Source organism: Mesorhizobium kamtschaticum, from assembly GCF_056174585.1.
Map to the genome: position 1 here is coordinate 6,119,806 of NZ_CM149691.1, position 20,673 is coordinate 6,140,478.

Genomic DNA, 20,673 nt, shown 5'->3' on the forward strand with positions numbered 1-20,673 from the left:
CCGTCTAGCATGGGTGCTTGTAGTCTTATGCACGTCGTTTTCCCAAAACCGGACACAGTTTTGCGCGACATGCATTAACCGACCCGACCGGCCGCCTTGCCGGCCCAGCGTGGTAGGAGTTGTGACATGCCGCAGATCATTTTCTTCGCCGTCGTTGGCGTCGCCGCCTATTTCGGCTACCGCACTTTCGTGCGCGAAGCCGAGCGCGTGACGGCCAAGGTGCGGCGCACCGAAAAGCAGGCGGCCAACGGCGCGATGGGAACGCTGGTCAAGGATCCGAAGACCGGCGAATACCGGCTGGCCAAGGACTGAGCATCATTTCGCTGACATCAGTTGCGGCGGACACCGACACCGGTGCGCGTACCTGGCACGCGCACGCCAAGATCAATCTGGCGCTGCATGTCACCGGCCGGCGCCCTGACGGCTATCACCTGATCGAAAGCCTGGCGGTGTTCACGCGTTTTGGCGACCGGGTCGAGATCGCGCTCGCCGACAGCGATGAGTTTACCGTGTCCGGTCGTTATGCGCCGGCAGTTCCTCTCGACGCCAGCAATCTGGTGCTCAAGGCGCGCGATGCCTTGCGAAGGGAGGCCGGCCCCGAGCGAGCCCCGCCCGTCTTCATAAAACTCGAAAAGAACCTGCCGGTGGCCTCCGGCGTCGGCGGCGGGTCGAGCGATGCGGCGGCCGTGCTGCGCGGGCTGGCGCAGAGCTGGGGCCTGGACATGGACGATGCCGGGCTGGCGCGGATCGGTCTCTCGCTTGGCGCCGATGTGCCGATGTGCCTGGCGGCAAAGCCGCTGGTGGCGCGCGGCATTGGTGACGAACTGTCGATGGTGCCGGACTTTTCGGCGCTGGGACTGGTGCTGGTCAATCCAGGCACGCCGGTCTCGACGGCGGATGTGTTCGCAGCGCTTTCCCGCCGCGACAACGAACCCCTGCCGCCGCTGCCGCGCAGCATCGATTTTCACAGCCTGCGCAACTGGCTGGAGGTCACCCGAAACGATCTCGAGCCGGCAGCCCTGGCGATGCAGCCCGCCATAGGCCGAGCGCTGTCGTGGCTGAACAAAGCGGGATCGGGGTTTTCACGCATGTCCGGATCGGGCGCGACCTGTTTCGGCCTGTTCGAGACCGGCAATGTCGCCAAGCGCGCGGCGGCCGAAATCCGCGGCCGCCAGCCCGACTGGTTCGTCGCGGCGACGCGCAGCATCGCCTCGGAGGGAGCTGATGGCCAGACTTGACGAGAGCCGTTCCTTCATTCCCGTGCGCATCGCGGTGCTGACCGTTTCGGACACGCGCAGCCTTGCCGACGACAAATCCGGCCAGACGCTGGCCGACCGCGTCACCGAGGCCGGCCACATCCTGGCCGCCCGCGACATCGTCACCGATGACCGCCAAAAGATCCGCGACACGGTCCTGGCGTGGTCGCGGGACAAAGATATCGATGTCGTCATCACCACCGGCGGCACCGGCTTCACCGGACGCGACGTGACACCGGAGGCGCTGGAGCCGATCTTCGAAAAGCGCATGGATGGCTTTTCGGAAGTGTTCCACCGCATCTCCTACGACAAGATCGGCACGTCGACGATCCAGAGCCGGGCGACCGGCGGCGTGGTCAACGCCACTTTCGTGTTCGTGCTGCCGGGCTCGCCCGGCGCCTGCAAGGACGCCTGGGACGGCATCCTCAAGGCGCAGCTCGATTACCGGCACATGCCCTGCAACTTCGTCGAGATCATGCCGCGCCTGGACGAGCATCTGCGGCGCGGGACGTCGGCTCCGTAAAAACCCAGGGCAAAGCCCCGGTTTCACGCCGCCTTTGCCAGGCAGAACGCCAGCAGTGCCTTCGAAACGCCATTCCAAACCGGATGCCGAAGAAAGTACCTTCCCATGGAACGGCCATGGCCGATCATGATGGGGAAGATGCAATGAACGAGCACACCGGCGGATGCCATTGCGGCAACATACGCCTTCGATTTTCAACCGAGCTCGACCCCTCGCAAATCGAAATCCGCGCCTGCCAATGCTCGTTCTGTGTCAGACATGGCGCGCGCGCCGTCGCCGATCCGGACGGCAGGCTGATCATTTTGGTGAAGGACGCCGAGCGATTGCGGAACTACCGGTTCGGGCTGAGGACGGCCGACTATCTGATCTGCGGGGAATGCGGCGTCTATGTCGCCGCACTCGCCGGAAACGATGCAATCGCCGGAGACGACGATGCGCGGGCAATCGTCATCATCAACGCCCTGGATGATCAAAGGGCATTCAATCGGGAACCGATCCCTGTCGACTTCGACAGGGAAAGCAGAGAGCAACGCCAAGCCAGGCGCCGCCTTCGCTGGATGCCGGTCGAGATGCGTTTCGACTGATCGCGCTCAGCGGATGACCGGCTCGCCGTGAAAGCGCCGGCGCGAGGGGCGCGAAACACCGAAACCGACTTCCATCATCAGCCGCGGCGTGCGCGCCGGCACGGTGCCCATGTGGAAACCGAAGGGGTCCTCGACGAAGCCGAGGCCGGCTTCGCCGGTCAGCGTCACCGGGCTCTGCTCGCCATAGACGTCCAGCACCTCCTGGGCGGGATGACCGACCAACAGGGTCAGCTGATGCTTTATGGCGCGCCTGTTATGGCTGCCCCTGACATAGACATGCGGACCGGTGTCGGCGTCGACGGGCTTGAGGTAGAAGAAAAATTTCAGCATGCGCCAGTCGTCGAGGTCGAAATGATATTTGCCGAGCGAGGCAAGGTTCTTGTCGGCATCCGAGGCTTCGCCGGTTGGAAAGCTCCACCAGACGCGTGTCGTGATCAGTTTCGCCTGGCCACCAAGGTAGTGCGCGGCAACGTCGAGAAGCAGCGGATCGCGCTGTATGGCGAGTGCCGCCGGACAGTCGAGGATGCGCTCGAAATAGTGCCCGCTGAGCAGCGAACGGCCCAGGCGTTTCTCAGCCTGCGCATGCTCGCCCGGCATGAATTCGAGACGGCGGTCGAAATTGCCGAAGCAAGGCGTACGCCCTGCGAAATCCGCAATCTCTTCGTGGATGTAAGGCGGCAAGACCAGACCTGAAAACAGGCCGTCGAGGCGCAGCGCATCGACCACTGTCGCCCGCGAGACGCCGGAAAACATCGTATCCCCAACAGTGTCGGCAGGACGGGCGCGTTTTGCACCCAGCCAGTGCATGCGGCGCCCAGGCATGGTGCGCGCCAGCATGAACATCGGCAGCCAGGCAGGGTTTTCGCGAAGGTCCGTGAGATAGGTCGGAATGCGCACGGCAATGCGCCGCAGCAGGCTACCATTGCGCGCAATGGCCTCGAGACTGGCAGCACCGGATTTGTCAGGCGTTGAAAGGTTCATCGGGTCCTCTTCTATGAGAGTGACAACCCGATGCCGCATCGGTGCTCACCACTCGCATGACCCAAACCCAATTCACCCACTTCAGAAGAAGGCTAACCCCACGTCAGATTTTGTGCAATGCACAATGAACAGAGCAGCCGAAAAAAATCACTTTGGCGAGCGGTGCTGCTGCTTCGGCGGCGCCACCCAGATCTCGGCATCGAGCCTCTTTGTCGCCAGGCCACGCGCCAGCGCTTCGGCGCTGCCGGCGCTCTTCGACAAGGACGCGGCCTGCCGCTTGCTGATGACCAGCCCATCGGCGAGCGCACGATTTCCCGAAAACACCCGAGCCAAGAACGGCGTGCGGCTGCCCCGCGCCCGCGAGAATCGCGCCGCCATGGTTTGCCTGCCGGTGTGGACGACGACCGCTTCGATCCAGCCTTCCACCAGCCGCGCGCCCGGTTCCAGCAGCAGCAGCCAGTCACCCTTGGCCTGCCGGATCCCGGCAGCGATACCGCCGCTCGCCACATACTGGCAGCCGGCATGCTCGGCAACATGATGCGTCTGGTCGGTGGAACCGGCATCGCAGACGACGACCTCGCGCACCACCCCCTCGACCGCGCCGCCAATCAGCGAGGCGAGCGTGCGGGCGAGAGCCTCCTCGTCATTGCGCGTTTCGATGAGAACACTGAGCATGTTTAGCCGAATAGCGGAAAGCCGCGCACAGCGCCAGTTTTTGCGGCGCAGCATAAAAAGTTCTTGCTTTGTTCTCATCGGCGAAATAGGAATAATTTCATGAACAGAGCGATTCGACACAACATGGACAGTCCCTGGGAGCGGGCCAAGATGGAACCGATCGTGCGCGCCGACATTGCAGCCTTCGGAGCAGGACGCGCCGAAATGGCCAATGCGATGATCGAGCAGAGTGGCATGCGCATCCGTCCGGACCGCAATCGCGGCCGGTCGGCGGGCATCAATCCGTCCGGTCGCTTCGAACCCGTCAGCCGGCATGTCTTCGACGATGGCTGGAGTTCGCTGGAGGAACTGCCGCCGTTCAAGACCGAGGTGCAGGTGGAAAAGCCACGCACCATCATCACCCGCAACGAATCGCCCGACATTTCCTTCGACCGATCGATCAACCCCTATCGCGGCTGCGAACATGGCTGCGTCTATTGCTTCGCGCGGCCGACGCACGCCTTCATGGCCCTGTCGCCGGGGCTGGATTTCGAATCCAAGCTGTTCGCCAAGCCAGATGCGGCGCGGCTGCTCGACAAGGAGCTGTCCAAGGACGGCTACCAGCCGCGCACCATCGCCATCGGCACCAACACCGATCCCTACCAGCCGATCGAGAAGCAGTACCGGATCATGCGTGAGGTCCTCGAAGTGCTGGAAGCGCGCGGCCATCCGGTCGGCATCGTCACCAAGTCCGCCCTGGTGACGCGCGACATCGACATATTGTCGCGCATGGCCGAGCGCGGGCTAGCCAAGGTGGCGCTGTCGGTGACGACAATGGACCGCATGCTGGCGCGCACCATGGAACCCCGCGCGTCGACGCCGACCAAGCGGCTGGAGGCGATCCGGCAGCTCTCGGATGCCGGCATCCCGGCTTCGGTCATGGTGGCGCCGATCATCCCCGGCCTGACCGATCAAGAAATGGAACGGATCCTCGATTCGGCGCACGCAGCCGGCGCACGCGAGGCAGGTTATGTCGTGCTGCGCCTGCCGCTGGAGGTCAGCCCGATCTTCAAGGACTGGCTGTTGCGCCACTATCCCGATCGCTATCGCCACGTGATGTCGCTGATCCGCTCGATGCGCGACGGCAAGGATTACGATTCGGAATGGGGCAAGCGCATGAAGGGTGCCGGCCCCTACGCCTGGCAGATCGGCCGCCGCTTCGAGATCACCGCCAAGCGGCTCGGTCTCAATGCCGAACGGCGCACGCTGCGCACCGACCAGTTCGTCGCCGCTGGAAAAGACCAGGAACAGCTGATGCTGCTCTGAAAATGCAATTCGCCGTGGCGGTCTGACCTGCCACACGGCAAGAAATCCCGTCCGGCCTGCCCCGGCCTGCAGACGGTGCCCTCCCGGTCCGGCGCCCCACCCGACCCGGAGGGACTTGCGGAGAATCGGAGCCAATGCGAACCTCGCCGCAACATGGCTCGCGCGCGTTCCGATTCTCCGCTTCTCTTCGAAATCGTCGAGAAACCCGATTTCTCCTTCGAGACGAAGGCGATGGCCGAAGGCCTGTGGCCGGTCGCCGGCATGGATGAGGCTGGCCGCGGCCCCCTGGCTGGACCGGTCGTCGCCGCGGCTGTTGTGCTCGACCCCGCCAACATCCCCGAAGGCCTCGACGATTCCAAACGTCTGAGCCATTTGCAGCGCGAGGCGTTGTTCCTGCGCATTCTTGGCTCCGCGCAGGCGGTTTCGATGGCCTCGATCAGCGCCGAGGGCATCGACGGCAGCAACATCCTCAAGGCGAGCCTCGAGGCGATGCGCCGCGCCCTGGTCGGACTGTCGGTGCGGCCGAAGCTTGCACTCGCCGACGGACGCGACGTGCCGCCGGGGCTGCCGTGCGACGGCCGTGCGCTGATCAAGGGCGACCAACGCTCGCAATCGATCGCCGCCGCCTCGATCGTCGCCAAGGTGATGCGCGACCGCATGATGTGTGGTTGCGGCAGCCACCACGACCGCTACGGCTTCGAAGTCCATATGGGCTACGCCACCGCCCGTCACCGCACGGCGATCGAGGCGCATGGCCCGGTGGCACGACTGCACCGCGTGTCGTTTGCGCCATTCAGGCTTGGCGGGGCTGAGGTGGTCGAGGAAGACGGCTTGGCCGGACTGGACTGAGCTGGCGAAAGCGGCGGAGCGGTATCTCCCCCCTTGAGGGGGAGATGGCCGGCAGGCCAGAGGGGGTCGCCGAGCGTGAAGCGCCAGCCTCTTCTTCAACGTCTCATGGGCGTCGCGTCCGGTCGAAACGACCCCCTCTGTCGCCTTCGGCGACATCTCCCCCTCAAGGGGGGAGATTATCCGCGCTACAACAAAAAAGCCGCCAGGTTGCCCGGGCGGCTTTTTTTTGATTTCCAAATTTTTTCAGCTCAGTTCAGCTTGGCTTTCACATCCGCAAGCGATGCCTTGAACAGATCGGCTCCGGCCTTGACGTCGACCTTGGCGGCCAGCAGTGCGCGGGCGGCTTCGACGGCGATGTCGACGGCGCTGGCGCGGACTTCGGCGACCGCGTCACGCTCAGCCTGACCGATCTTCTGTTCGGCAAGCGCGGTGCGCCGGGCGACGTAGTCTTCGGACTTCTTATGCGCATCGGCGGCGAGCATTTCGGCTTCGCGCTTGGCCGCCGCAACGATGTCGGCAGCCTCCTGCTCGGCTTCCTTGCGCTTCTTCTTGTACTGGCCGAGCAATTGCTGGGCCTCGTCACGCAGCTTGCGGGCTTCGTCGAGCTCACTGCTGATCCTGGCGGCGCGGGCGTCAAGTGCCTTGGCGATCATGCCAGGCACCTTGATGTAGATGGCGACGCCCAGGAAGATGATCAGGGCGATCGTGGCCCAGAGCGTTGCGAGAGATGTAGCGTCCATGATGCGCTCCTCACCGGGCCACGGATTTGACCGCGGCCGCGATCTCGGCCTTGCTGGCCTTGCCGCCGACCAGGGCCTCGACGATTGCCGAAGCGGTGTCCTCGGCAATGCTGCCGACTTCCTTCATGGCATCGGCCTTGATGGACGAAATGCGAGCCTCGGCCTCGCCGAGCTTCTCGTCGAGCGCGGCCTCGATCTTCTTGCGTGCGGTCTCGGCTTCCGCCTTGGCCGCATCCGCGGCCTGCTGGCCGATCGAGTTGGCGTTCTTCTTGGCCTCCGCCAGTTCCTGCTCGTAGGCAGCAACAGCGGCGTCGGCCTCGCCCTTCAACTTGCTCGCCTGATCGAGATCCTGGCTGATGCGATCGTTGCGGACATCGATGATGCCAGCGACACGCGGCATCACCACCCGCTTCAGGAAGAGGTAGAACAGCCCGAACGTGACCGCCAGCCAAAGAAGCTGCGACGGGAAGGTCGCAGGATCGAATGGCGGGAACGCGCTGTGTGCTTCCGCAGGCACGCCGGTACCGGAATGCGTGTCGCCTTCCGTTGTGGCAGGCGCGGACTCTTGCGCAAAGGCAGATGTCACGAACATGGACTATCCCCGAAATTCAGACCCGAACGCCGTGGCGTCGGGCCAGATGGCGCAAGGCTTACTTGAACAGTGCCAGAAGCGCGATGAGAAGGGAGAAAATGCCCAGCGCTTCGGTCACGGCAAAACCGAAAATCAGACGGCCGAACTGGCCATCAGCAGCCGACGGATTGCGCAGCGCGCCCGAGAGATAGCTGCCGAAGATGTTGCCCAGGCCAATGCCCGCGCCACCCATGCCCAGGCAAGCGATGCCGGCGCCGATGTACTTTGCTGCTTCCACGTCCATTTGTTCAACTCCTTTGGATCTAAAATTCCGTTGCGATTCCATCCGGCAGCCATGCCGGAAACTCTAATTAGTGCGAAGGATGCAGGGCGTCGTTCAGATACATGCAGGTCAGCACCGCAAAGACGTAAGCCTGCAAGAGCGCCACTAGCAGCTCCAGCGCCGTCAACGCCACCGCCATAGCCAGTGGCAAGATCGAACCCGCAATGCCAAGCGCACCCAGCGCGCTCAGGCTGACGACAAATCCCGAAAAAACCTTCAGCGTGATGTGGCCGGCGAGCATGTTGGCGAACAGACGAACAGAGAGGCTGACCGGTCGCGATACGAAGGAAATCACCTCGATCGGAACGACAAGCACCATCATCAGGAGAGGCACACCTTTCGGCACGAACAGCTTTAGAAAGCCAAGGCCATGCTTCATGAAGCCGTAGACGATGACGGTGCCAATCACCAGGATGGCCAAACCGAAGGTGACGATGATGTGGCTGGTAATGGTGAAGAAATAGGGGAACAGGCCAAGCAGATTGGCGACCAGCACGAACATGAACAGCGAGAATACCAACGGGAAGAACTTCATGCCCTGCGTGCCGGCAGCGTCGCGCAGCATGTTGCCGACGAATTCGTAGGCCATCTCGGAGATCGACTGCATCCGGCCAGGAACCAGGCTGCGGCTCGACGTCGTGAGGAACAGGAATCCGGCGGCAACGACCACGGTCGCGACCATGAATAGCGCAGAGTTGGTGAAGGACAGGTCATAGCCGCCGATGTTAATCGGAATCAGCTTGATGATATGGAACTGGTGGATCGGATCGACCTTGTCAGCTGCCACGTTCTAACCCCGTCAATGCCGCGTACGGCCAAATTATCATTGCCGCCTGTCAGCGGCTATTTGCTGTCGTCCCGGCCAGAGCGCGATTTATCGCCCTGTCCGAATTCTGCCACAACGCCCGCGGAACGCATGACATTGAGCACGCCGGCGCCAAAACCAAGCAGCAGGAAAACGATCAGACCGAACGGCGATGTCCCCGCCATACGGTCGATGATCCAGCCGATGCCGGCGCCCACCACCACGCCAGCGATAAATTCACTGGAGAGTTTGACCGCCTGGCCATATCCGGCCGCACTGCCCGCTTTCGCGTCGTCTTTCCCCTCAAGCCGGTTCGGCAGCCTTGTCGCAAGCGATGCTTCAAGTTCACGCCGACGGCGCTCAAGATCGTCGTCGCGGATGTCAGGTTCATGCTGCTTGCCGCGGCCGGTTTCTCCGGTTCCGTCTGGCCCATTCTTGTCGGCCATCGCAACCCCCCTGCCCGGTCAGACCGTCACCGTCCGTCCGCTTCTAAAGTCGCCGGCAACATAGTTAGAGGGGTTGCGCCCGTCAAGCCACGGGTGGAAGTTCATTGCCATGTATTTTAGGCAATAAAATCAATCAATTAGAGAGGTGCGACATCGTGCCCGTCGCGATGATGGGGATACGTTGCGCGAATCCCCCTGGCAATGGCTCGCTGATCGAGCCTGTGGTCGATGGAAAAGACCAGCGACCGACGAACCTCAGCTCCAGCCGCCGCCATAGGTGCGGTAGAAGATATGCAGGCCGATCTTGGTCATCTTCTGCATGGTGCGCGCCCAGCCCGGATGGACATATTGGGCATAATAATGGGTCGACGATCCGACCTCCGGGATGAATATCTTGCCGGCCGTGACCGCCATGGCGATGTCCTGCGCGGTCTTGTAGGCGACGGGGCTATCAATGCGCTTCTTCCTGCCGTCGCAAGCGAAGGAGAACTGGCAACGGTTGAACCAGCTGTCGTTCTGGTAGACGACGCCGCAGATCGAGTTCGGATAGGCCGGATTGCGGACGCGATTGAGGATGACCTGGGCAACGGCAGCCTGGCCGCGCACGGATTCGCTCCTCGCCTCGAAATAGATGCCGTTGGCCAGGCATTTTTGCTCGGGCTTGGAGAAGACGCTCTCTGGCAGCGGGTTCTGGATCCACCAATGGTCGCCCTTGGCCATCGGCGGAATGAACCGGCCATTGTTGGGCTCTTCATCCTGAAGCAGAACTTCGAAGGGCGAGGCCTTGGCATAATCCGGCTCGGATTGCGCATAGGCTGTCGCCAGCACATCCGGATGATCGTTATTGACCAGGGCGGCGAGCAAGGACGGCACGCCGGGATCCGGCTTCTTGTCCTCACGCGCATGGAACGCAGCGGCGATCTGGATTTCCTTGCCTTTGATCTGAGGCTTGGCGAAAGCCATCTTCAGGTCGCCGTCCATGCTCGGCCGCATCAAGGAAGAGGTCCGCTGGAAGATCGACCCGGCGTTGAAGTTCTTCGGCGGTGCAACAGGAGACATCTGAACGATGCGGCCCTTCTTGTCGGCGCGCACCACGCGATCCTCGTCGGGCGAGCCGCTGACCTTGCCACCCTTGCCGCGAAACGACACGTTGCCGACGCCGGCCAGGTGAATACCCGATCCGGAGATCGAGCCGGTGACGTCGGAATCGACGAACGGCATCTCGGCGGCATGGGTCGAGCCGGCGACGGATCGCTCGACATAGGAATTCCAGCGCGCGGTCGGCGATTCGAGGCCGGAAACGAGGCTGGTCATGTCCTGGTAGGCGGCGACGGTCGGGAAGCCGATCCAGATGCCGAGGCCGATGATGAGCGGAGATACGAGGCTGCGTTTCTTCTCACCGGCGGCGGCAACAAGCCGCTTCAACACACGTCGATGCACGGAACACTCTCCAGGAACGCCACTGACCCCACTGGAGAGCAAAATGATGCATTAACCTTGATGGGACGTTAACGGGATCGATCGGGTTTTCTCAGTCGGCTCAAGGTCGTGATTTCGAAGTCGGGCGGTTTTGCGGCGGGATGGCGACGGAACACCCGCCGATCCGCGTTCCCGGAACCGGCCTTAACCGGATATCCATATTCCAACCATCACAATGGAGCGGTTCGAAACAGCGGCCGCGCAAGCCGAGCGACGAGGCAACGGTCGTGGACACTACAACCGCAAACGGCGTGGACTCGATAGAGCCACCCGGACGCCCCCAGCTTCATAATTTGACGGCCCTGCGGGCTTTTGCGGCCCTATCGATATTCATCCATCATCTAAAGGTGTTTGGAATCGATGCGTCGCAATCCATCCGGAACATGGATCTGGAATGCGCCGTCTCGTTCTTCTTTGTCCTGTCGGGATTCGTGTTGTCCTACAGTTTCGCAGGGCGTTTCTTTGACTGGCGCGATGTAAGACACTTTGTCTTCCAGAGATTTTTCAGGCTCTGGCCCGTTCACATGCTGTGTTCCTTTTTTGCCCTGGTGACGCTTCATGAACCGGCAAGCCTTCTCACCGCCTATCTGACAACGACGCTCCAGAGCTCATGGATTCCGACCTACGGCACGGCCTACGCCTACAATGGCGTCTCATGGTCGATATCGGTCGAGTTATTCTTCTACCTTCTCCTGCCGTTCATTCTGATCCTGAGGCCAAACCAGATCATGCTGGTGATCTGCGGCTGGACCCTTGCCGTCCTCGGCCTGCTTGCGTTCACGGTGGTTTTGCCCGGTCCGGTATTTCCGCCTTCTTCCGAACGACCGTGGCTGGATTTCTACGTTACGGACGCATCGTTCGTTCAACTTTTTCCGCCTCTGCGCATGGTGGAATTCCTGTCGGGGATAGCCATCTATCAATTGTTCAGACTTCGACGCATTCCCGCCGGCTGGTTGGGGTCCGCTCAAATTGCGGCAATCGCCAGCCTGGTGCTTTATGCCGGCGTGCATGACGAGATCACGCAATTCTTCGCCAATCACGCATCGGTCATGGCGTCTGTCGCGTACCGCGAATATGGGATGTATCCGGTGTTCGCTGCCATGGTCTATGTCTTTGCGCACCAATCCGGCGTGGTGACGCGCGTTCTATCTTGCCGCCCGTTGATTTTCTGCGGTGAGATCAGTTTCGCATTTTACATGATTCATCAAATCGTCGTTTTCAACATGGCCTACAACTACGAGTTCGATAAGCACTACGGTCCAATAGCGGCCACAATTTCGGCAGCGATATTGAGCCTTGGCCTTTCAGTCATCCTCCATCGAACGGCAGAAAAACCCGCCATCGCCTGGGCCAAACGGCGGTTTCCGATGTCCAGGCGCGCACCTTCATCCCAGCATATGCCACTGGCTGCCTTGGTTTGACTGTCTCAGGCTGATCCGCGTGCGACCGGCCGCAGAAAGATCGGCCACGCGATCAGCGCGCAGATGGCGGCCGACAGCCAGACGCCGGACCATGACCAGAGGTGCAGCAACCCTGGAATGGCCACCGGCACCAGGAAGAAGCCGACGAAGACGAAGGTGTTGGCAAGACTGAGCGCGGTTCCGACATGGCCGGCGCCGGCAAGCGTGGCAAGCTCGGTATAGGCGACGCCGTGCCAGGCGGACACCGAGATGCCCGCGACAATCAGTACCAAGGGAAGGACAGCGATCAGGAAGGACTGGCCGCCAGGCATGGCGGGGCTGGCCTGGACCATCAGCCAAAGCACAGCGAAGGCCAGCCCGCTGAGCGCACTGCATGCGCGCAGAAACTGGCGGCGATTGCCATGGCGGTCGGTGAAGCGGCCGCTCCAGACGCGCATGACCATGGCGCCGACCTGCACCGCGGCGAGGCTCGCGCTGATCGCTGCCGTCCCCAGCCCGGCGAAGTCATGCAGGAACACCGATGCGAAAGTGAGCACCGCCACTTGCGGGAAGCAGAGCAGGCCGATGGCGGTTGCGATGCGCCAGACCTCGATGTTGCGCAGCGGCGCCGGTCCGGCCGCAGCCGACGAAACGACATGACCCGCCGTCGGCGGTTCGTGCAGCCAACGCCAGGCAAACAGAGCGGAAAGAGCGGAGGCGCCCGCCAGCAGCGCGAACACAGCGGAAAAGCCGTAGGCCGAAGCGAGGGACGGCAGGACGAGCGCGCCAAGGCCGCCGCCAAGCGGCACCGCCGTCTGCCTTATGCTCATGGCAAAGCCGCGTTCGCTTTCCCGGAACCAACCCATTATGGCGCGGCCACTCGAACCATTGACGCTGCCGCCGAGCAGTCCGGTGACGAGCAGGCTTGCCGAGAGGAGTGCGACATCGGGAATGCCTGACCTTGTCGGCACGACGAGCATCGCCATGGCAAGCAGCCATGCCGCCGTCGCGCCAAGCCCGATCAGAAGCACGCGGCGATCGCCCCAGCGATCGGTGAGCAAGCCCCAGGGCAGTTCGCTGAGCGCAACGCCCAAGCCGAGAAGGCCGAGTGCCAAGCCAAGCTCTGCATTGCTCAGGTGATAGCCCTGACGAAGCACCACCGCCGTTGCCGGTATGCCGGAGAACGTGGCCGAAAAACCAGCGTTCGCGGCGACGCCTATACCCAGGACTTTCCAACGATGGCCGGGACTGAACACCCTGCCGGTGGCGCCGCTGTCTTTCAGGATTTGTGCTGGCTGTTGGTTGGCGCAGTCGACGATGGCGGACATGGTTTCATTCCCGTGGTGGTCCAGTGGCCCAGACCTTGACGGCATCTCTCTATCGCCATAAATTCATCCTTAAAATCAGGAAGTTTTTGACTATCGATCCTGAAAAACAGGACATTCCCTATGCAACGCGTGACATTCGACCTCGACGTTCTCCGCAGTTTCGTCACCGGCATGGAGCTTGGCAGCTTTGCCAAGGCCGCCGACCGGCTTGGCCGCTCGACCTCGGCGGTCAGCGCGCAGTTGAAGAAACTGGAAGAGCAGGCGGCGACGCCGATCTTTCGCAAAGCGGGGCGCGGCCTGGCCTTGACGGAGGCGGGTGAGACCATGCTCGGCTATGCGCGCCGGCTGCTCGAATTGAATGACGAGGCGGCAGCGGCCATTCATGACGTTGAGCTGGAAGGCTGGGTGCGGCTCGGCCTGCAGGAGGATTTCGGCGAGGCTGTATTGCCCGATGTTCTTGGCCGCTTTGCCCGCGCCCACCCCAAGGTCAAGATCGAAGCCAGGATAGCGCGCAGCCACGACCTTGCCGAAAGGGTGATGTCAGGCAGCCTCGACATCGCGCTGGCCTGGCATTGCGGCCAGACGCTGCCCTACGGCGAGCACGTCGCCGATGTCCCAATGCGCTGGATCGGTCCGGCCAAGCGCATCGAGACCAGCCTGCGCGACGGCGAACCGCTGCCGCTGGTAGCGCTCGAAGCGCCCTGCCTGTTGCGCACGGTGGCGACGGAAACGCTCGACCGCGCCGGGCTGCCCTGGCGCATGGCCTTCTCCAGCCCGAGCCTCGGCGGCATCTGGGCGGCGGTGGCCGCTGGACTTGGGCTGACGATCCGCACCGACATCGGCCTGCCGGCCAGCGTCAGCGCGATGACGCCGGAGATTGCCGGTCTGCCGGCGCTGCCCAAGATGGCGCTCTACCTGCATCGCCGGGATGCCGAACCCGAGCCGGTGGCGGCCCGCCTCGCCGACATATTGCTGGAGGCGGCGCGACAGGCATTGCCGGACACTGCGCGGGCCGCCAGCTTGCGTGCGGTCGCCTGATCGGACGAGCGTCGAGCCTCAGCCGCGCTTCTTGGCCCGGCCGGCGAACGGATTGTCCGAAGTGCGCAGCGCGATGCGGATCGGCACGCCCGGTATGTCGAAGGCCTCGCGCAGACTGTTGGAGAGATAGCGGACATAGGATTGCGGCATCGCATCCGGCCGCGAGCACTGGACAACGAAGCCTGGCGGGCGCGTCTTGGCCTGGGTGACATATTTGACCTTCAGCCGGCGCCCGGCGACGGCGGGCGGCGGATGATGCGCCAGTATGGCTTCGAGCCAGCGGTTGAGCTTGCCAGTCGAGACACGGCTGTTCCAGACCTTGTGGGTCCTCAGCACCGCGTCCATCAACTTGTCGAGCCCACGTCCGGTCTCGGCCGAGACCGGCACGGCCTGGATGCCGCGCACCTGCGGCAACAGCCGCTCGGTCTTCTCGCGCAGCTCCGCCAGCAGCTCCTGCGGATGATCGATCAGATCCCATTTGTTGAAGGCGATCACCGGTGCCCTGCCCTCGCGGATGATCAGGTCGGCGATCTGCAGATCCTGCTTCTCGAAGGGAATGGTGGCGTCGAGCACGATGACGACGATCTCGGCAAAGCGGATGGCACGCAAGCCATCCTGCACCGACATCACTTCCAGCTTCTCGTGGATCCTGGCCTTGCGGCGCATGCCGGCCGTGTCGAACAGCTTCAGGCGGCGGCCATGCCAGTCCCAGTCGACCGAGATCGAATCGCGGGTGATGCCGGCTTCCGGTCCGGTCAGCAGCCGCTCCTCGCCGATCAGCGCATTGATCAGCGTCGACTTGCCGGCATTCGGGCGGCCGACGACGGCGATGCGCATCGGCTTGGTGTCGTCGTAAGTATGCACCTCCTCGGCGTCAGGGTCGGCAATGTCCTCGCCGATCAGCACCTCGGTGGCGGCGATCTCGTCGTCTTCGCCCTCTTCCTCTTCACCGAAGGCGCGCGCCTCGCCGAGGGCGCCAATGACCGCGTCGCGCAGATCGGGCATGCCCTGGCCATGTTCTGCGGAAACCGGGATCGGCTCGCCCAGCCCAAGCTCCCAGGCCTCCAGCATGCCGCCCTGCGCGCCCTTGGCCTCGGCCTTGTTGGCGACCAGCACGACCGGCTTGCCGGATTTGCGCACGATCTCGGCGAAGGTCCTGTCGTCGGGCAGCAGGCCGGACTTGGCGTCGATGGTGAAGAAGATCAGATCGGCTTCGCGGATGGCGATCTCGGTCTGGGCGCGCATGCGGCCGGGCAAGGTCGAGGCGCCGGCATCCTCGAAACCGGCGGTGTCGATGACATCGAAATGCAGGTCGTAGAGCTTGGCGGCATGGACGCGACGATCGCGGGTGACACCCGGCGTGTCGTCGACAAGCGCCAGCTTCCTTCCCACCAGCCGATTGAAAAGGGTCGATTTGCCGACGTTAGGTCTGCCGATGATGGCGACTTTGAAGGTCATACAGTCCTACAATCATGCATGTCGTTTTCCCAAAACCGCTGCACACTTTTGGGCGACATGCATTTACGAGGCATTGCCCGAGCCGCGGATCAGCTCGGACATCAGCGTTGCCCGCTCGCGGGTGTTGCGTGGGGCGCCGTCATCGGCGGCGATCTGGTCGAACAGTTTGAGCGCGTCCTGGGTCTTGCCTTCCTTCCAGGCGGCGAGGCCGAGCGCCTCGCGCGCCGTGTGGCGAAGCGTGTTGGTGTCCGATGTCAGCGCCTCGACGCGGCTGGACACGTCGGCGAAAGAGCCGTGATCGACGAGCAGGAGCGCTGCCCGGAGCCGCGCCATGTCGCGAATGCCCTGGGGAATGGCGGTGTCGGCGGCGACGTCGTCGAAATCCTTGACGGCGGCATCGGTGTCGCCCTTGCTCGCCTTGACGGTGGCGGCACGCATGCGGGCAAGCAGCGGATAGGCGCCGTAGCCATCCTTCTCCAACTGACCGAGCGCGGCCAGCGCATCGTCGTTCTTGCCGTCATTGGCAAGCTTCAAGGCCTGCGAGAAAGCATCGCCGGAGCGGTTGGCGCGCGTCTCGTCCCAATAGCGGTAGCCGACGAAAGCGGCGGTGCCGAGCACCACCAGGATCGCGATGACAAGCAAGGCCGGGCCGAAACGGTCCCACAGCTTCTGCGCCTGCTCGCGACGCATCTCGTCGTTGACTTCACGGATAAAACTGTCGTCGGACATCAATCAAAACCACTTTTGCCCCGGGCCGGGGCGGTTCATGAGCCCGCGTTTTAGCGAAATTTTGTCGGCATGGAAGGGGTTCAAGCGGAAAATCGCCTAATCCCCAGGTGCAAACGGATGTTTGCCCCGGGGCAAACGGACGAAAGGGCCAACCGCACCCACGCCACATTTCGGGGATAGCCGGCTTGCTGACCGTCAGGAGCCCGTAAGTTTGCCGATGCCTTGTTTGTTCCGCGTTACTGCGTTTTCGCTTGCCTCGCTCGCCACCGCAGGCGCGGCCTTGGCCGATCCGCCCGCGCCACCAATGCCAGCAAAACCGAAGCAGGTGGTCATCATCTCGTTCGACAGCGCCCGCGACATCTCGCAGTGGAAGCGCAGCCGCGCTCTGGCGCAGCGCACCGGCGCGCATTTCACCTATTTTCTCTCCTGCGTCTTCCTGCTGTCGCCGGAGACGCGCAAGGAATACACCGCGCCCGGCAAGACAGCTGGCAAATCCAACATCGGCTTTGCCGCTTCCAAACAGGAGGTGGCCGATCGACTTGAGCAGATCGGCCTTGCCGCGCACGAGGGCCACGACATCGCCAGCCATGCCTGCGGCCATTTCGACGGCAAGGACTGGAGCAAGGCCGACTGGCTGACGGAATTCGGCTCGTTCAAGCAGATTCTCGAGAACGCCTATGCGATCAACGGCATTGCGCCTGAACCGCAGGGCTGGCGCGATTTCGCGCGGCATGCGGTGGTCGGTTTCCGCGCACCCTATCTGTCGACGAGCAAAGGGCTCTACGAGGCGCTGCCGGCCGCCGGCTACCAGTTCGACGCCAGCGGCGTTTCACAGGGGCCTGCCCAGCCGCCGACCGTCGGCGGCATCACCCGCTTTTCCCTGCCGCAGATTCCGGAAGGACCGAAATCCAGGCCGGTGATCGCCATGGATTACAATCTCTATGTCCGCCACTCCGGTGGCTTCGAACGGCCGAGCAAGGCGGACGAGTTCGCGGACCGGACCTATCAGGCTTTCCGCGCCGCCTTCGACGCGCAGTATCAGGGCAAGCGCATTCCCCTGGAACTCGGCTTCCACTTCACGCTGATGAATGACGGTGCCTACTGGAACGCGCTGGAGCGCTTTGCCGGCGAGGTCTGTGTGAAATCAGACGTCGAATGCATCAGTTTTCGCGACTATGTTTCGCGGCAGGATGGAAGCCAGAAGCAGGCCTCGGTTGGCGGCTGAGCCGCCAACCCGCTGCCCTGAAAACATCAGGCTGGATCGCCTTCCTGAGCTTGACGTTCCATGAAACGTCTGTCGATGGCGGGCAGCGGCTCACCGTGGATCGTCGCTTCAAAGGCGCGCAGACGCTTGTAGATCGAGAGCAACTCAACGATCGTTGGCCAGGAGTTGACCAGGTATTGGAATGAAGATCGAACCTGATCGAAAGAGTTGAGGATTTGGTTCAGAGCGCCGAGCTTGATCTTGCCTGCAACCATCGTGGGAACAAGCACGATATAAGGAAAAATGTTATCAATCTGAAGATAGAATATCCTAGCTACATTGAAATAGACGTAGTGGAAGTATAAGCGAAAATAATTCTTCCGGACATGACTAAATAGCTCCGCTACTGTAGGAGGCTGGGCGCGATCGCTGTCGTCTTCACCATAAACCAGTTCCTTGCGATAAGCAGCTTCAACACGCTGATTGCGAAATTCTAAACCGGGAAGCTTGATGCCAACAAGTGCTAGGAAGGTCGTTCCAAAGAGTGACCAGAGAATTGCTACAACGACAAGTGAGTATGGCACGACACCGACGATGGGCAGTTCTGTCACGTCTCGAGAAAGGTGCAGCAGCACAGGCAGAAACGCTATCAGCGTCATGATCGACCCAACCAAGCTTACGCCGAGATCTTCCATTGTCGTGGAAAAACGCATCGTATCTTCCTGCACGCGTTGCGACGCGCCTTCGATGCGTCTCAATTTTTCCCAGTTATCCATGTAATAATTGTTCATCGCAGTACGCCAACGGAATATCCAGTGGCTTACGAAAAACCTGTTAAGCACCCCTATAAAGACCGCCAGAAGTGCAATCCACATTATTGTCAATAACTGGCTGTAGAAATCCCATGGCGTCGTGGAAAACGGGGTACCCAATGCCTTCTGGATAAGGTCGTAAAATGGACCATACCAGTCATTGAACGCGACGCTTACCTGAACCTGATAGTAAATTACAAAAAGTATCAAGGAAGATCCAAGGATCGACCAATTCTGCCACGGATGCGGGCGATACCAAGCCCAAAATCCATAAAAAATCAAAACAACAGCGGCAAAATATATGTAGAACCACAAAAATGGTTTTGACCAAAAAAGCGCTACACCAACGATCTTGTCGACGCCATCAGCCAAAGGCGGCAAACCGAAAACGGCGCCTAACTGTTCACCCCCAAAAAACCAGAACAGAACGGCCGCAAGGCTCCAGAGGGCGGCCGAAGAGAAAAAGAGCTTCGGCTGCGGGAAGAAGGATACGAACACTGTGGCGAATTCCTTGCTCGGTGGGCAAATCAGCTGACTTCGGCGGGCATAAAGTCACACATTAGGGGGAAAGAAAATGCCTGCCCGATGCCCGGTGCAGAGCAAGACCACAAATCATGGCGATTTTGGCGCGGCCGACCATGTGATGATGCCGGACACGACCAGCATGGCCGCAGCGACGATCGAAGCCAGGAAGAAATTCCCCGACGCCTGCGCCAAAAGGCCAGCGGCGATCGGGCCGATGATCTGGCCGAGGCCGAACGAGGCCGTCATCAACGCAAAGATGCGCCGGGGTGTCTTTGGCGCCTGCTGGCGGGCGGCCTGCAGGCCAAGCGCGGTGATGGCAATGAAGGTGCCGCCGAGCAGCAGACCGCCAAGCAGTGGCCCCGAATATCCGCCAAGCGCCACGCTGGCGGTGACGCCGATGACTTCGATGAAGCACGCCAACGCATAGGCGGCGTAGAGCCCGATCCGTCCGGCGATCTTCTGCCACAGCCAGGTCGAAGGAAAACCCGCAAGGCCGGCGACCATCCACACCATGGCTTCGAAGACGCGGCTGCCGCCGCCTTGGCGCACGATGGCGACCAGGAACGTCGCCGTCACCACATAGCCAAAGCCAAACAGCCCGTAGGCGACGATCATCTTCATCAGCGACCGGTCTTTCGGCAGGGCCGACTCACGGACGGCTTCGCCGCTGGCGAGCGGGCCTTCGTTTGCCAGCAGCGCCACGACCACGAAGCCACAGGCCGAAATCGCCGCCGACCACAGCCAGCCCGCCGCCCAGCCGGCATGCTCGGTGACCAGCACCGCCATCATCGCCGCGGAGATCGCGATGCCGAGGCCAACGCCGCCAAAATGCCAGGCCTGCAGGTCGCCGCGACCGGCAGCATTGATATGGCTGAAAACGATGCTGGCCATGAAAACCATGACGAAGGCACTGGCCAGACCGGCCAGAAAGCGGATGACAAGAAAGGCGACCATGGTGTCGGACAGTCCCATCAAGGCGGCAAGTATGGTGCTGGCGCCAAGACCGCCCAGCATCAGCAGGCGCTCGCGGCCATGCGCCCAGCCGCCCGCCGCCACAAACGCGCCGACGAGGTAGCCGAGATAATTGGCAGACGCGATCCACCCGGCATTGGCCGGCGACAGATGCAGTTCTTCCATCATGCCGGGCAGGATCGGCGTGTAGACGAAGCGGCCGATGCCCATGGCCACGGCCATCGCAATCATGCCGGCGACGGTGAAGCGCAGCGCTGTTGAGGCCGATGTCATTGCAGCGCACAATAAATGCAGGGATCGCTGAAACAATCGCCTTTCGTTGGGCCAGTGGGCCTACAGCGTGTCGCGCCAGCTCGAGTTTTCCTTAAGCCGGAGGGTGCGGGATCCGCTCAGCAGCGCCCACCGAAACCGGCTTGCCACGAAGTGGTCTCGTGCACCGTCCGCCGCGCCGTCAGCCTGAACGGCACGTCGCCAAGTTCGCGCTCCGACATGGTGTTCAGCACGGGGTGCGAAAGCGGATCGGTAAGCCATGTCTGCGTATCGCTCTGCGAGCGCGGCTCATAGGGCGTGCCCCCAGCGAACAGAACCTTAAGCGATGACAGCATCCTTAACATTTCCGGCTCCACGGGTCTCTCTCCCATCAACAAAGT

The 20,673-nt window shown here is 62.1% G+C and carries 23 protein-coding genes; 9 read left to right on the forward strand and 14 right to left on the reverse strand.

Features of this window, described 5'->3' with window-relative positions:
* Window positions 1–126: 126 nt before the first annotated feature.
* The 4 genes from AC0V7N_RS30500 (at window position 127) to AC0V7N_RS30515 (ending at window position 2,363) form a co-directional block, all read left to right on the forward strand.
* Window positions 127–312: a membrane protein gene (locus AC0V7N_RS30500; RefSeq protein WP_027041406.1), complete on the forward strand. Its 186-nt coding sequence runs from the start codon at window positions 127–129 to the stop codon at window positions 310–312.
* A gap of 11 nt (window positions 313–323) precedes the next feature.
* On the forward strand, window positions 324–1,238 hold the full coding sequence (locus AC0V7N_RS30505) for a 4-(cytidine 5'-diphospho)-2-C-methyl-D-erythritol kinase (protein ID WP_475460563.1): 915 nt from the start codon (window positions 324–326) through the stop codon (window positions 1,236–1,238).
* Window positions 1,225–1,779: a molybdenum cofactor biosynthesis protein B gene (gene moaB / locus AC0V7N_RS30510; RefSeq protein WP_475451885.1), complete on the forward strand. Its 555-nt coding sequence runs from the start codon at window positions 1,225–1,227 to the stop codon at window positions 1,777–1,779. Before AC0V7N_RS30505 ends, moaB begins: the two co-directional genes overlap by 14 nt.
* 143 nt (window positions 1,780–1,922) lie before the next feature.
* Window positions 1,923–2,363: a GFA family protein gene (locus AC0V7N_RS30515; RefSeq protein ID WP_475451886.1), complete on the forward strand. Its 441-nt coding sequence runs from the start codon at window positions 1,923–1,925 to the stop codon at window positions 2,361–2,363.
* 6 nt (window positions 2,364–2,369) lie between these two features.
* Here the strand turns inward: AC0V7N_RS30515 and AC0V7N_RS30520 are convergent, their stop codons facing one another.
* Together AC0V7N_RS30520 and AC0V7N_RS30525 are read right to left on the reverse strand one after the other, a co-directional pair.
* A complete protein-coding gene (locus AC0V7N_RS30520; protein WP_475451887.1) occupies window positions 2,370–3,344 on the reverse strand; it encodes a hypothetical protein in 975 nt (324 codons plus the stop codon).
* 147 nt (window positions 3,345–3,491) lie between these two features.
* Window positions 3,492–4,019 (reverse strand): glycosyltransferase, encoded by a 528-nt coding sequence (locus AC0V7N_RS30525; protein WP_475451888.1) that lies wholly within the window; start codon window positions 4,017–4,019, stop codon window positions 3,492–3,494.
* Between the two features lie 150 nt (window positions 4,020–4,169).
* Here AC0V7N_RS30525 and AC0V7N_RS30530 point away from each other — a divergent pair, with 150 nt between their 5' ends.
* A complete protein-coding gene (locus AC0V7N_RS30530) occupies window positions 4,170–5,324 on the forward strand; it encodes a PA0069 family radical SAM protein (RefSeq protein WP_475460565.1) in 1,155 nt (384 codons plus the stop codon).
* A gap of 153 nt (window positions 5,325–5,477) precedes the next feature.
* Window positions 5,478–6,173, forward strand: a complete 696-nt coding sequence (gene rnhB / locus AC0V7N_RS30535) for a ribonuclease HII (RefSeq protein WP_475451889.1) — start codon at window positions 5,478–5,480, stop codon at window positions 6,171–6,173.
* Window positions 6,174–6,421: 248 nt separating this feature from the next.
* Here rnhB and AC0V7N_RS30540 read toward each other — a convergent pair whose 3' ends face one another.
* The 6 genes from AC0V7N_RS30540 to AC0V7N_RS30565 form a co-directional block, all read right to left on the reverse strand.
* A complete protein-coding gene (locus tag AC0V7N_RS30540) occupies window positions 6,422–6,913 on the reverse strand; it encodes a F0F1 ATP synthase subunit B (RefSeq protein ID WP_475451890.1) in 492 nt (163 codons plus the stop codon).
* Window positions 6,914–6,923: 10 nt separating this feature from the next.
* Entirely contained in the window at window positions 6,924–7,505 is a 582-nt protein-coding gene (locus tag AC0V7N_RS30545; RefSeq protein ID WP_475451891.1) for a F0F1 ATP synthase subunit B, read from the reverse strand.
* A gap of 58 nt (window positions 7,506–7,563) precedes the next feature.
* On the reverse strand, window positions 7,564–7,788 hold the full coding sequence (locus AC0V7N_RS30550) for a F0F1 ATP synthase subunit C (protein ID WP_140611028.1): 225 nt from the start codon (window positions 7,786–7,788) through the stop codon (window positions 7,564–7,566).
* A gap of 67 nt (window positions 7,789–7,855) precedes the next feature.
* Complete coding sequence (locus AC0V7N_RS30555) at window positions 7,856–8,614, reverse strand: F0F1 ATP synthase subunit A (RefSeq protein ID WP_475451892.1); 759 nt, start codon at window positions 8,612–8,614, stop codon at window positions 7,856–7,858.
* 56 nt (window positions 8,615–8,670) lie between these two features.
* Window positions 8,671–9,078 (reverse strand): AtpZ/AtpI family protein, encoded by a 408-nt coding sequence (locus AC0V7N_RS30560; protein ID WP_475451893.1) that lies wholly within the window; start codon window positions 9,076–9,078, stop codon window positions 8,671–8,673.
* A gap of 255 nt (window positions 9,079–9,333) precedes the next feature.
* Complete coding sequence (locus AC0V7N_RS30565; protein WP_475451894.1) at window positions 9,334–10,518, reverse strand: cell wall hydrolase; 1,185 nt, start codon at window positions 10,516–10,518, stop codon at window positions 9,334–9,336.
* Window positions 10,519–10,784: 266 nt separating this feature from the next.
* Between AC0V7N_RS30565 and AC0V7N_RS30570 the strand changes: the two genes are divergently transcribed.
* Window positions 10,785–11,978 carry an acyltransferase family protein gene (locus tag AC0V7N_RS30570; RefSeq protein ID WP_475451895.1) on the forward strand — a complete coding sequence of 398 codons (1,194 nt, stop codon included), beginning with the start codon at window positions 10,785–10,787 and terminating at the stop codon, window positions 11,976–11,978.
* 5 nt (window positions 11,979–11,983) lie between these two features.
* Here the strand turns inward: AC0V7N_RS30570 and AC0V7N_RS30575 are convergent, their stop codons facing one another.
* Window positions 11,984–13,285, reverse strand: a complete 1,302-nt coding sequence (locus AC0V7N_RS30575; RefSeq protein ID WP_475451896.1) for an MFS transporter — start codon at window positions 13,283–13,285, stop codon at window positions 11,984–11,986.
* Window positions 13,286–13,405: 120 nt separating this feature from the next.
* Here AC0V7N_RS30575 and AC0V7N_RS30580 point away from each other — a divergent pair, with 120 nt between their 5' ends.
* Entirely contained in the window at window positions 13,406–14,323 is a 918-nt protein-coding gene (locus AC0V7N_RS30580; RefSeq protein WP_475451897.1) for a LysR substrate-binding domain-containing protein, read from the forward strand.
* A gap of 18 nt (window positions 14,324–14,341) precedes the next feature.
* Here the strand turns inward: AC0V7N_RS30580 and der are convergent, their stop codons facing one another.
* Both der and AC0V7N_RS30590 read right to left on the reverse strand, forming a co-directional pair.
* Window positions 14,342–15,781, reverse strand: a complete 1,440-nt coding sequence (gene der / locus AC0V7N_RS30585) for a ribosome biogenesis GTPase Der (RefSeq protein WP_475451898.1) — start codon at window positions 15,779–15,781, stop codon at window positions 14,342–14,344.
* A 63-nt stretch (window positions 15,782–15,844) separates the two neighbouring features.
* A complete protein-coding gene (locus AC0V7N_RS30590; RefSeq protein WP_475451899.1) occupies window positions 15,845–16,510 on the reverse strand; it encodes a tetratricopeptide repeat protein in 666 nt (221 codons plus the stop codon).
* A gap of 217 nt (window positions 16,511–16,727) precedes the next feature.
* Between AC0V7N_RS30590 and AC0V7N_RS30595 the strand changes: the two genes are divergently transcribed.
* Window positions 16,728–17,735, forward strand: a complete 1,008-nt coding sequence (locus tag AC0V7N_RS30595; RefSeq protein WP_475451900.1) for a polysaccharide deacetylase family protein — start codon at window positions 16,728–16,730, stop codon at window positions 17,733–17,735.
* A 26-nt stretch (window positions 17,736–17,761) separates the two neighbouring features.
* Here the strand turns inward: AC0V7N_RS30595 and sbmA are convergent, their stop codons facing one another.
* From sbmA to AC0V7N_RS30610, 3 genes are all read right to left on the reverse strand, one after another.
* The gene (gene sbmA / locus AC0V7N_RS30600; RefSeq protein WP_475451901.1) at window positions 17,762–19,024 is read right to left on the reverse strand and encodes a peptide antibiotic transporter SbmA; all 1,263 of its coding nucleotides are present in this window, start codon (window positions 19,022–19,024) and stop codon (window positions 17,762–17,764) included.
* A 114-nt stretch (window positions 19,025–19,138) separates the two neighbouring features.
* Window positions 19,139–20,296 carry a YbfB/YjiJ family MFS transporter gene (locus AC0V7N_RS30605; RefSeq protein WP_475451902.1) on the reverse strand — a complete coding sequence of 386 codons (1,158 nt, stop codon included), beginning with the start codon at window positions 20,294–20,296 and terminating at the stop codon, window positions 19,139–19,141.
* 116 nt (window positions 20,297–20,412) lie between these two features.
* On the reverse strand, window positions 20,413–20,637 hold the full coding sequence (locus AC0V7N_RS30610) for a hypothetical protein (protein ID WP_475451903.1): 225 nt from the start codon (window positions 20,635–20,637) through the stop codon (window positions 20,413–20,415).
* Between the last annotated feature and the right edge of the window lie 36 nt (window positions 20,638–20,673).

Bases quoted from the DNA above. Each gene is read 5' to 3' on its own strand.
- AC0V7N_RS30530 (WP_475460565.1), top strand. From the start codon at position 4,170: ATGGAACCGATCGTGCGCGCCGACATTGCAGCCTTCGGAGCAGGACGC.
- rnhB (WP_475451889.1), top strand. From the start codon at position 5,478: ATGGCTCGCGCGCGTTCCGATTCTCCGCTTCTCTTCGAAATCGTCGAG.
- AC0V7N_RS30610 (WP_475451903.1), bottom strand. From the start codon at position 20,637: ATGTTAAGGATGCTGTCATCGCTTAAGGTTCTGTTCGCTGGGGGCACG.
- AC0V7N_RS30560 (WP_475451893.1), bottom strand. From the start codon at position 9,078: ATGGCCGACAAGAATGGGCCAGACGGAACCGGAGAAACCGGCCGCGGC.
- der (WP_475451898.1), bottom strand. From the start codon at position 15,781: ATGACCTTCAAAGTCGCCATCATCGGCAGACCTAACGTCGGCAAATCG.
- AC0V7N_RS30595 (WP_475451900.1), top strand. From the start codon at position 16,728: ATGCCTTGTTTGTTCCGCGTTACTGCGTTTTCGCTTGCCTCGCTCGCC.
- AC0V7N_RS30520 (WP_475451887.1), bottom strand. From the start codon at position 3,344: ATGAACCTTTCAACGCCTGACAAATCCGGTGCTGCCAGTCTCGAGGCC.
- AC0V7N_RS30525 (WP_475451888.1), bottom strand. From the start codon at position 4,019: ATGCTCAGTGTTCTCATCGAAACGCGCAATGACGAGGAGGCTCTCGCC.
- AC0V7N_RS30550 (WP_140611028.1), bottom strand. From the start codon at position 7,788: ATGGACGTGGAAGCAGCAAAGTACATCGGCGCCGGCATCGCTTGCCTG.
- AC0V7N_RS30605 (WP_475451902.1), bottom strand. From the start codon at position 20,296: ATGACATCGGCCTCAACAGCGCTGCGCTTCACCGTCGCCGGCATGATT.
- AC0V7N_RS30580 (WP_475451897.1), top strand. From the start codon at position 13,406: ATGCAACGCGTGACATTCGACCTCGACGTTCTCCGCAGTTTCGTCACC.
- AC0V7N_RS30540 (WP_475451890.1), bottom strand. From the start codon at position 6,913: ATGGACGCTACATCTCTCGCAACGCTCTGGGCCACGATCGCCCTGATC.
- AC0V7N_RS30575 (WP_475451896.1), bottom strand. From the start codon at position 13,285: ATGTCCGCCATCGTCGACTGCGCCAACCAACAGCCAGCACAAATCCTG.
- moaB (WP_475451885.1), top strand. From the start codon at position 1,225: ATGGCCAGACTTGACGAGAGCCGTTCCTTCATTCCCGTGCGCATCGCG.
- AC0V7N_RS30500 (WP_027041406.1), top strand. From the start codon at position 127: ATGCCGCAGATCATTTTCTTCGCCGTCGTTGGCGTCGCCGCCTATTTC.
- AC0V7N_RS30590 (WP_475451899.1), bottom strand. From the start codon at position 16,510: ATGTCCGACGACAGTTTTATCCGTGAAGTCAACGACGAGATGCGTCGC.
- AC0V7N_RS30515 (WP_475451886.1), top strand. From the start codon at position 1,923: ATGAACGAGCACACCGGCGGATGCCATTGCGGCAACATACGCCTTCGA.
- AC0V7N_RS30545 (WP_475451891.1), bottom strand. From the start codon at position 7,505: ATGTTCGTGACATCTGCCTTTGCGCAAGAGTCCGCGCCTGCCACAACG.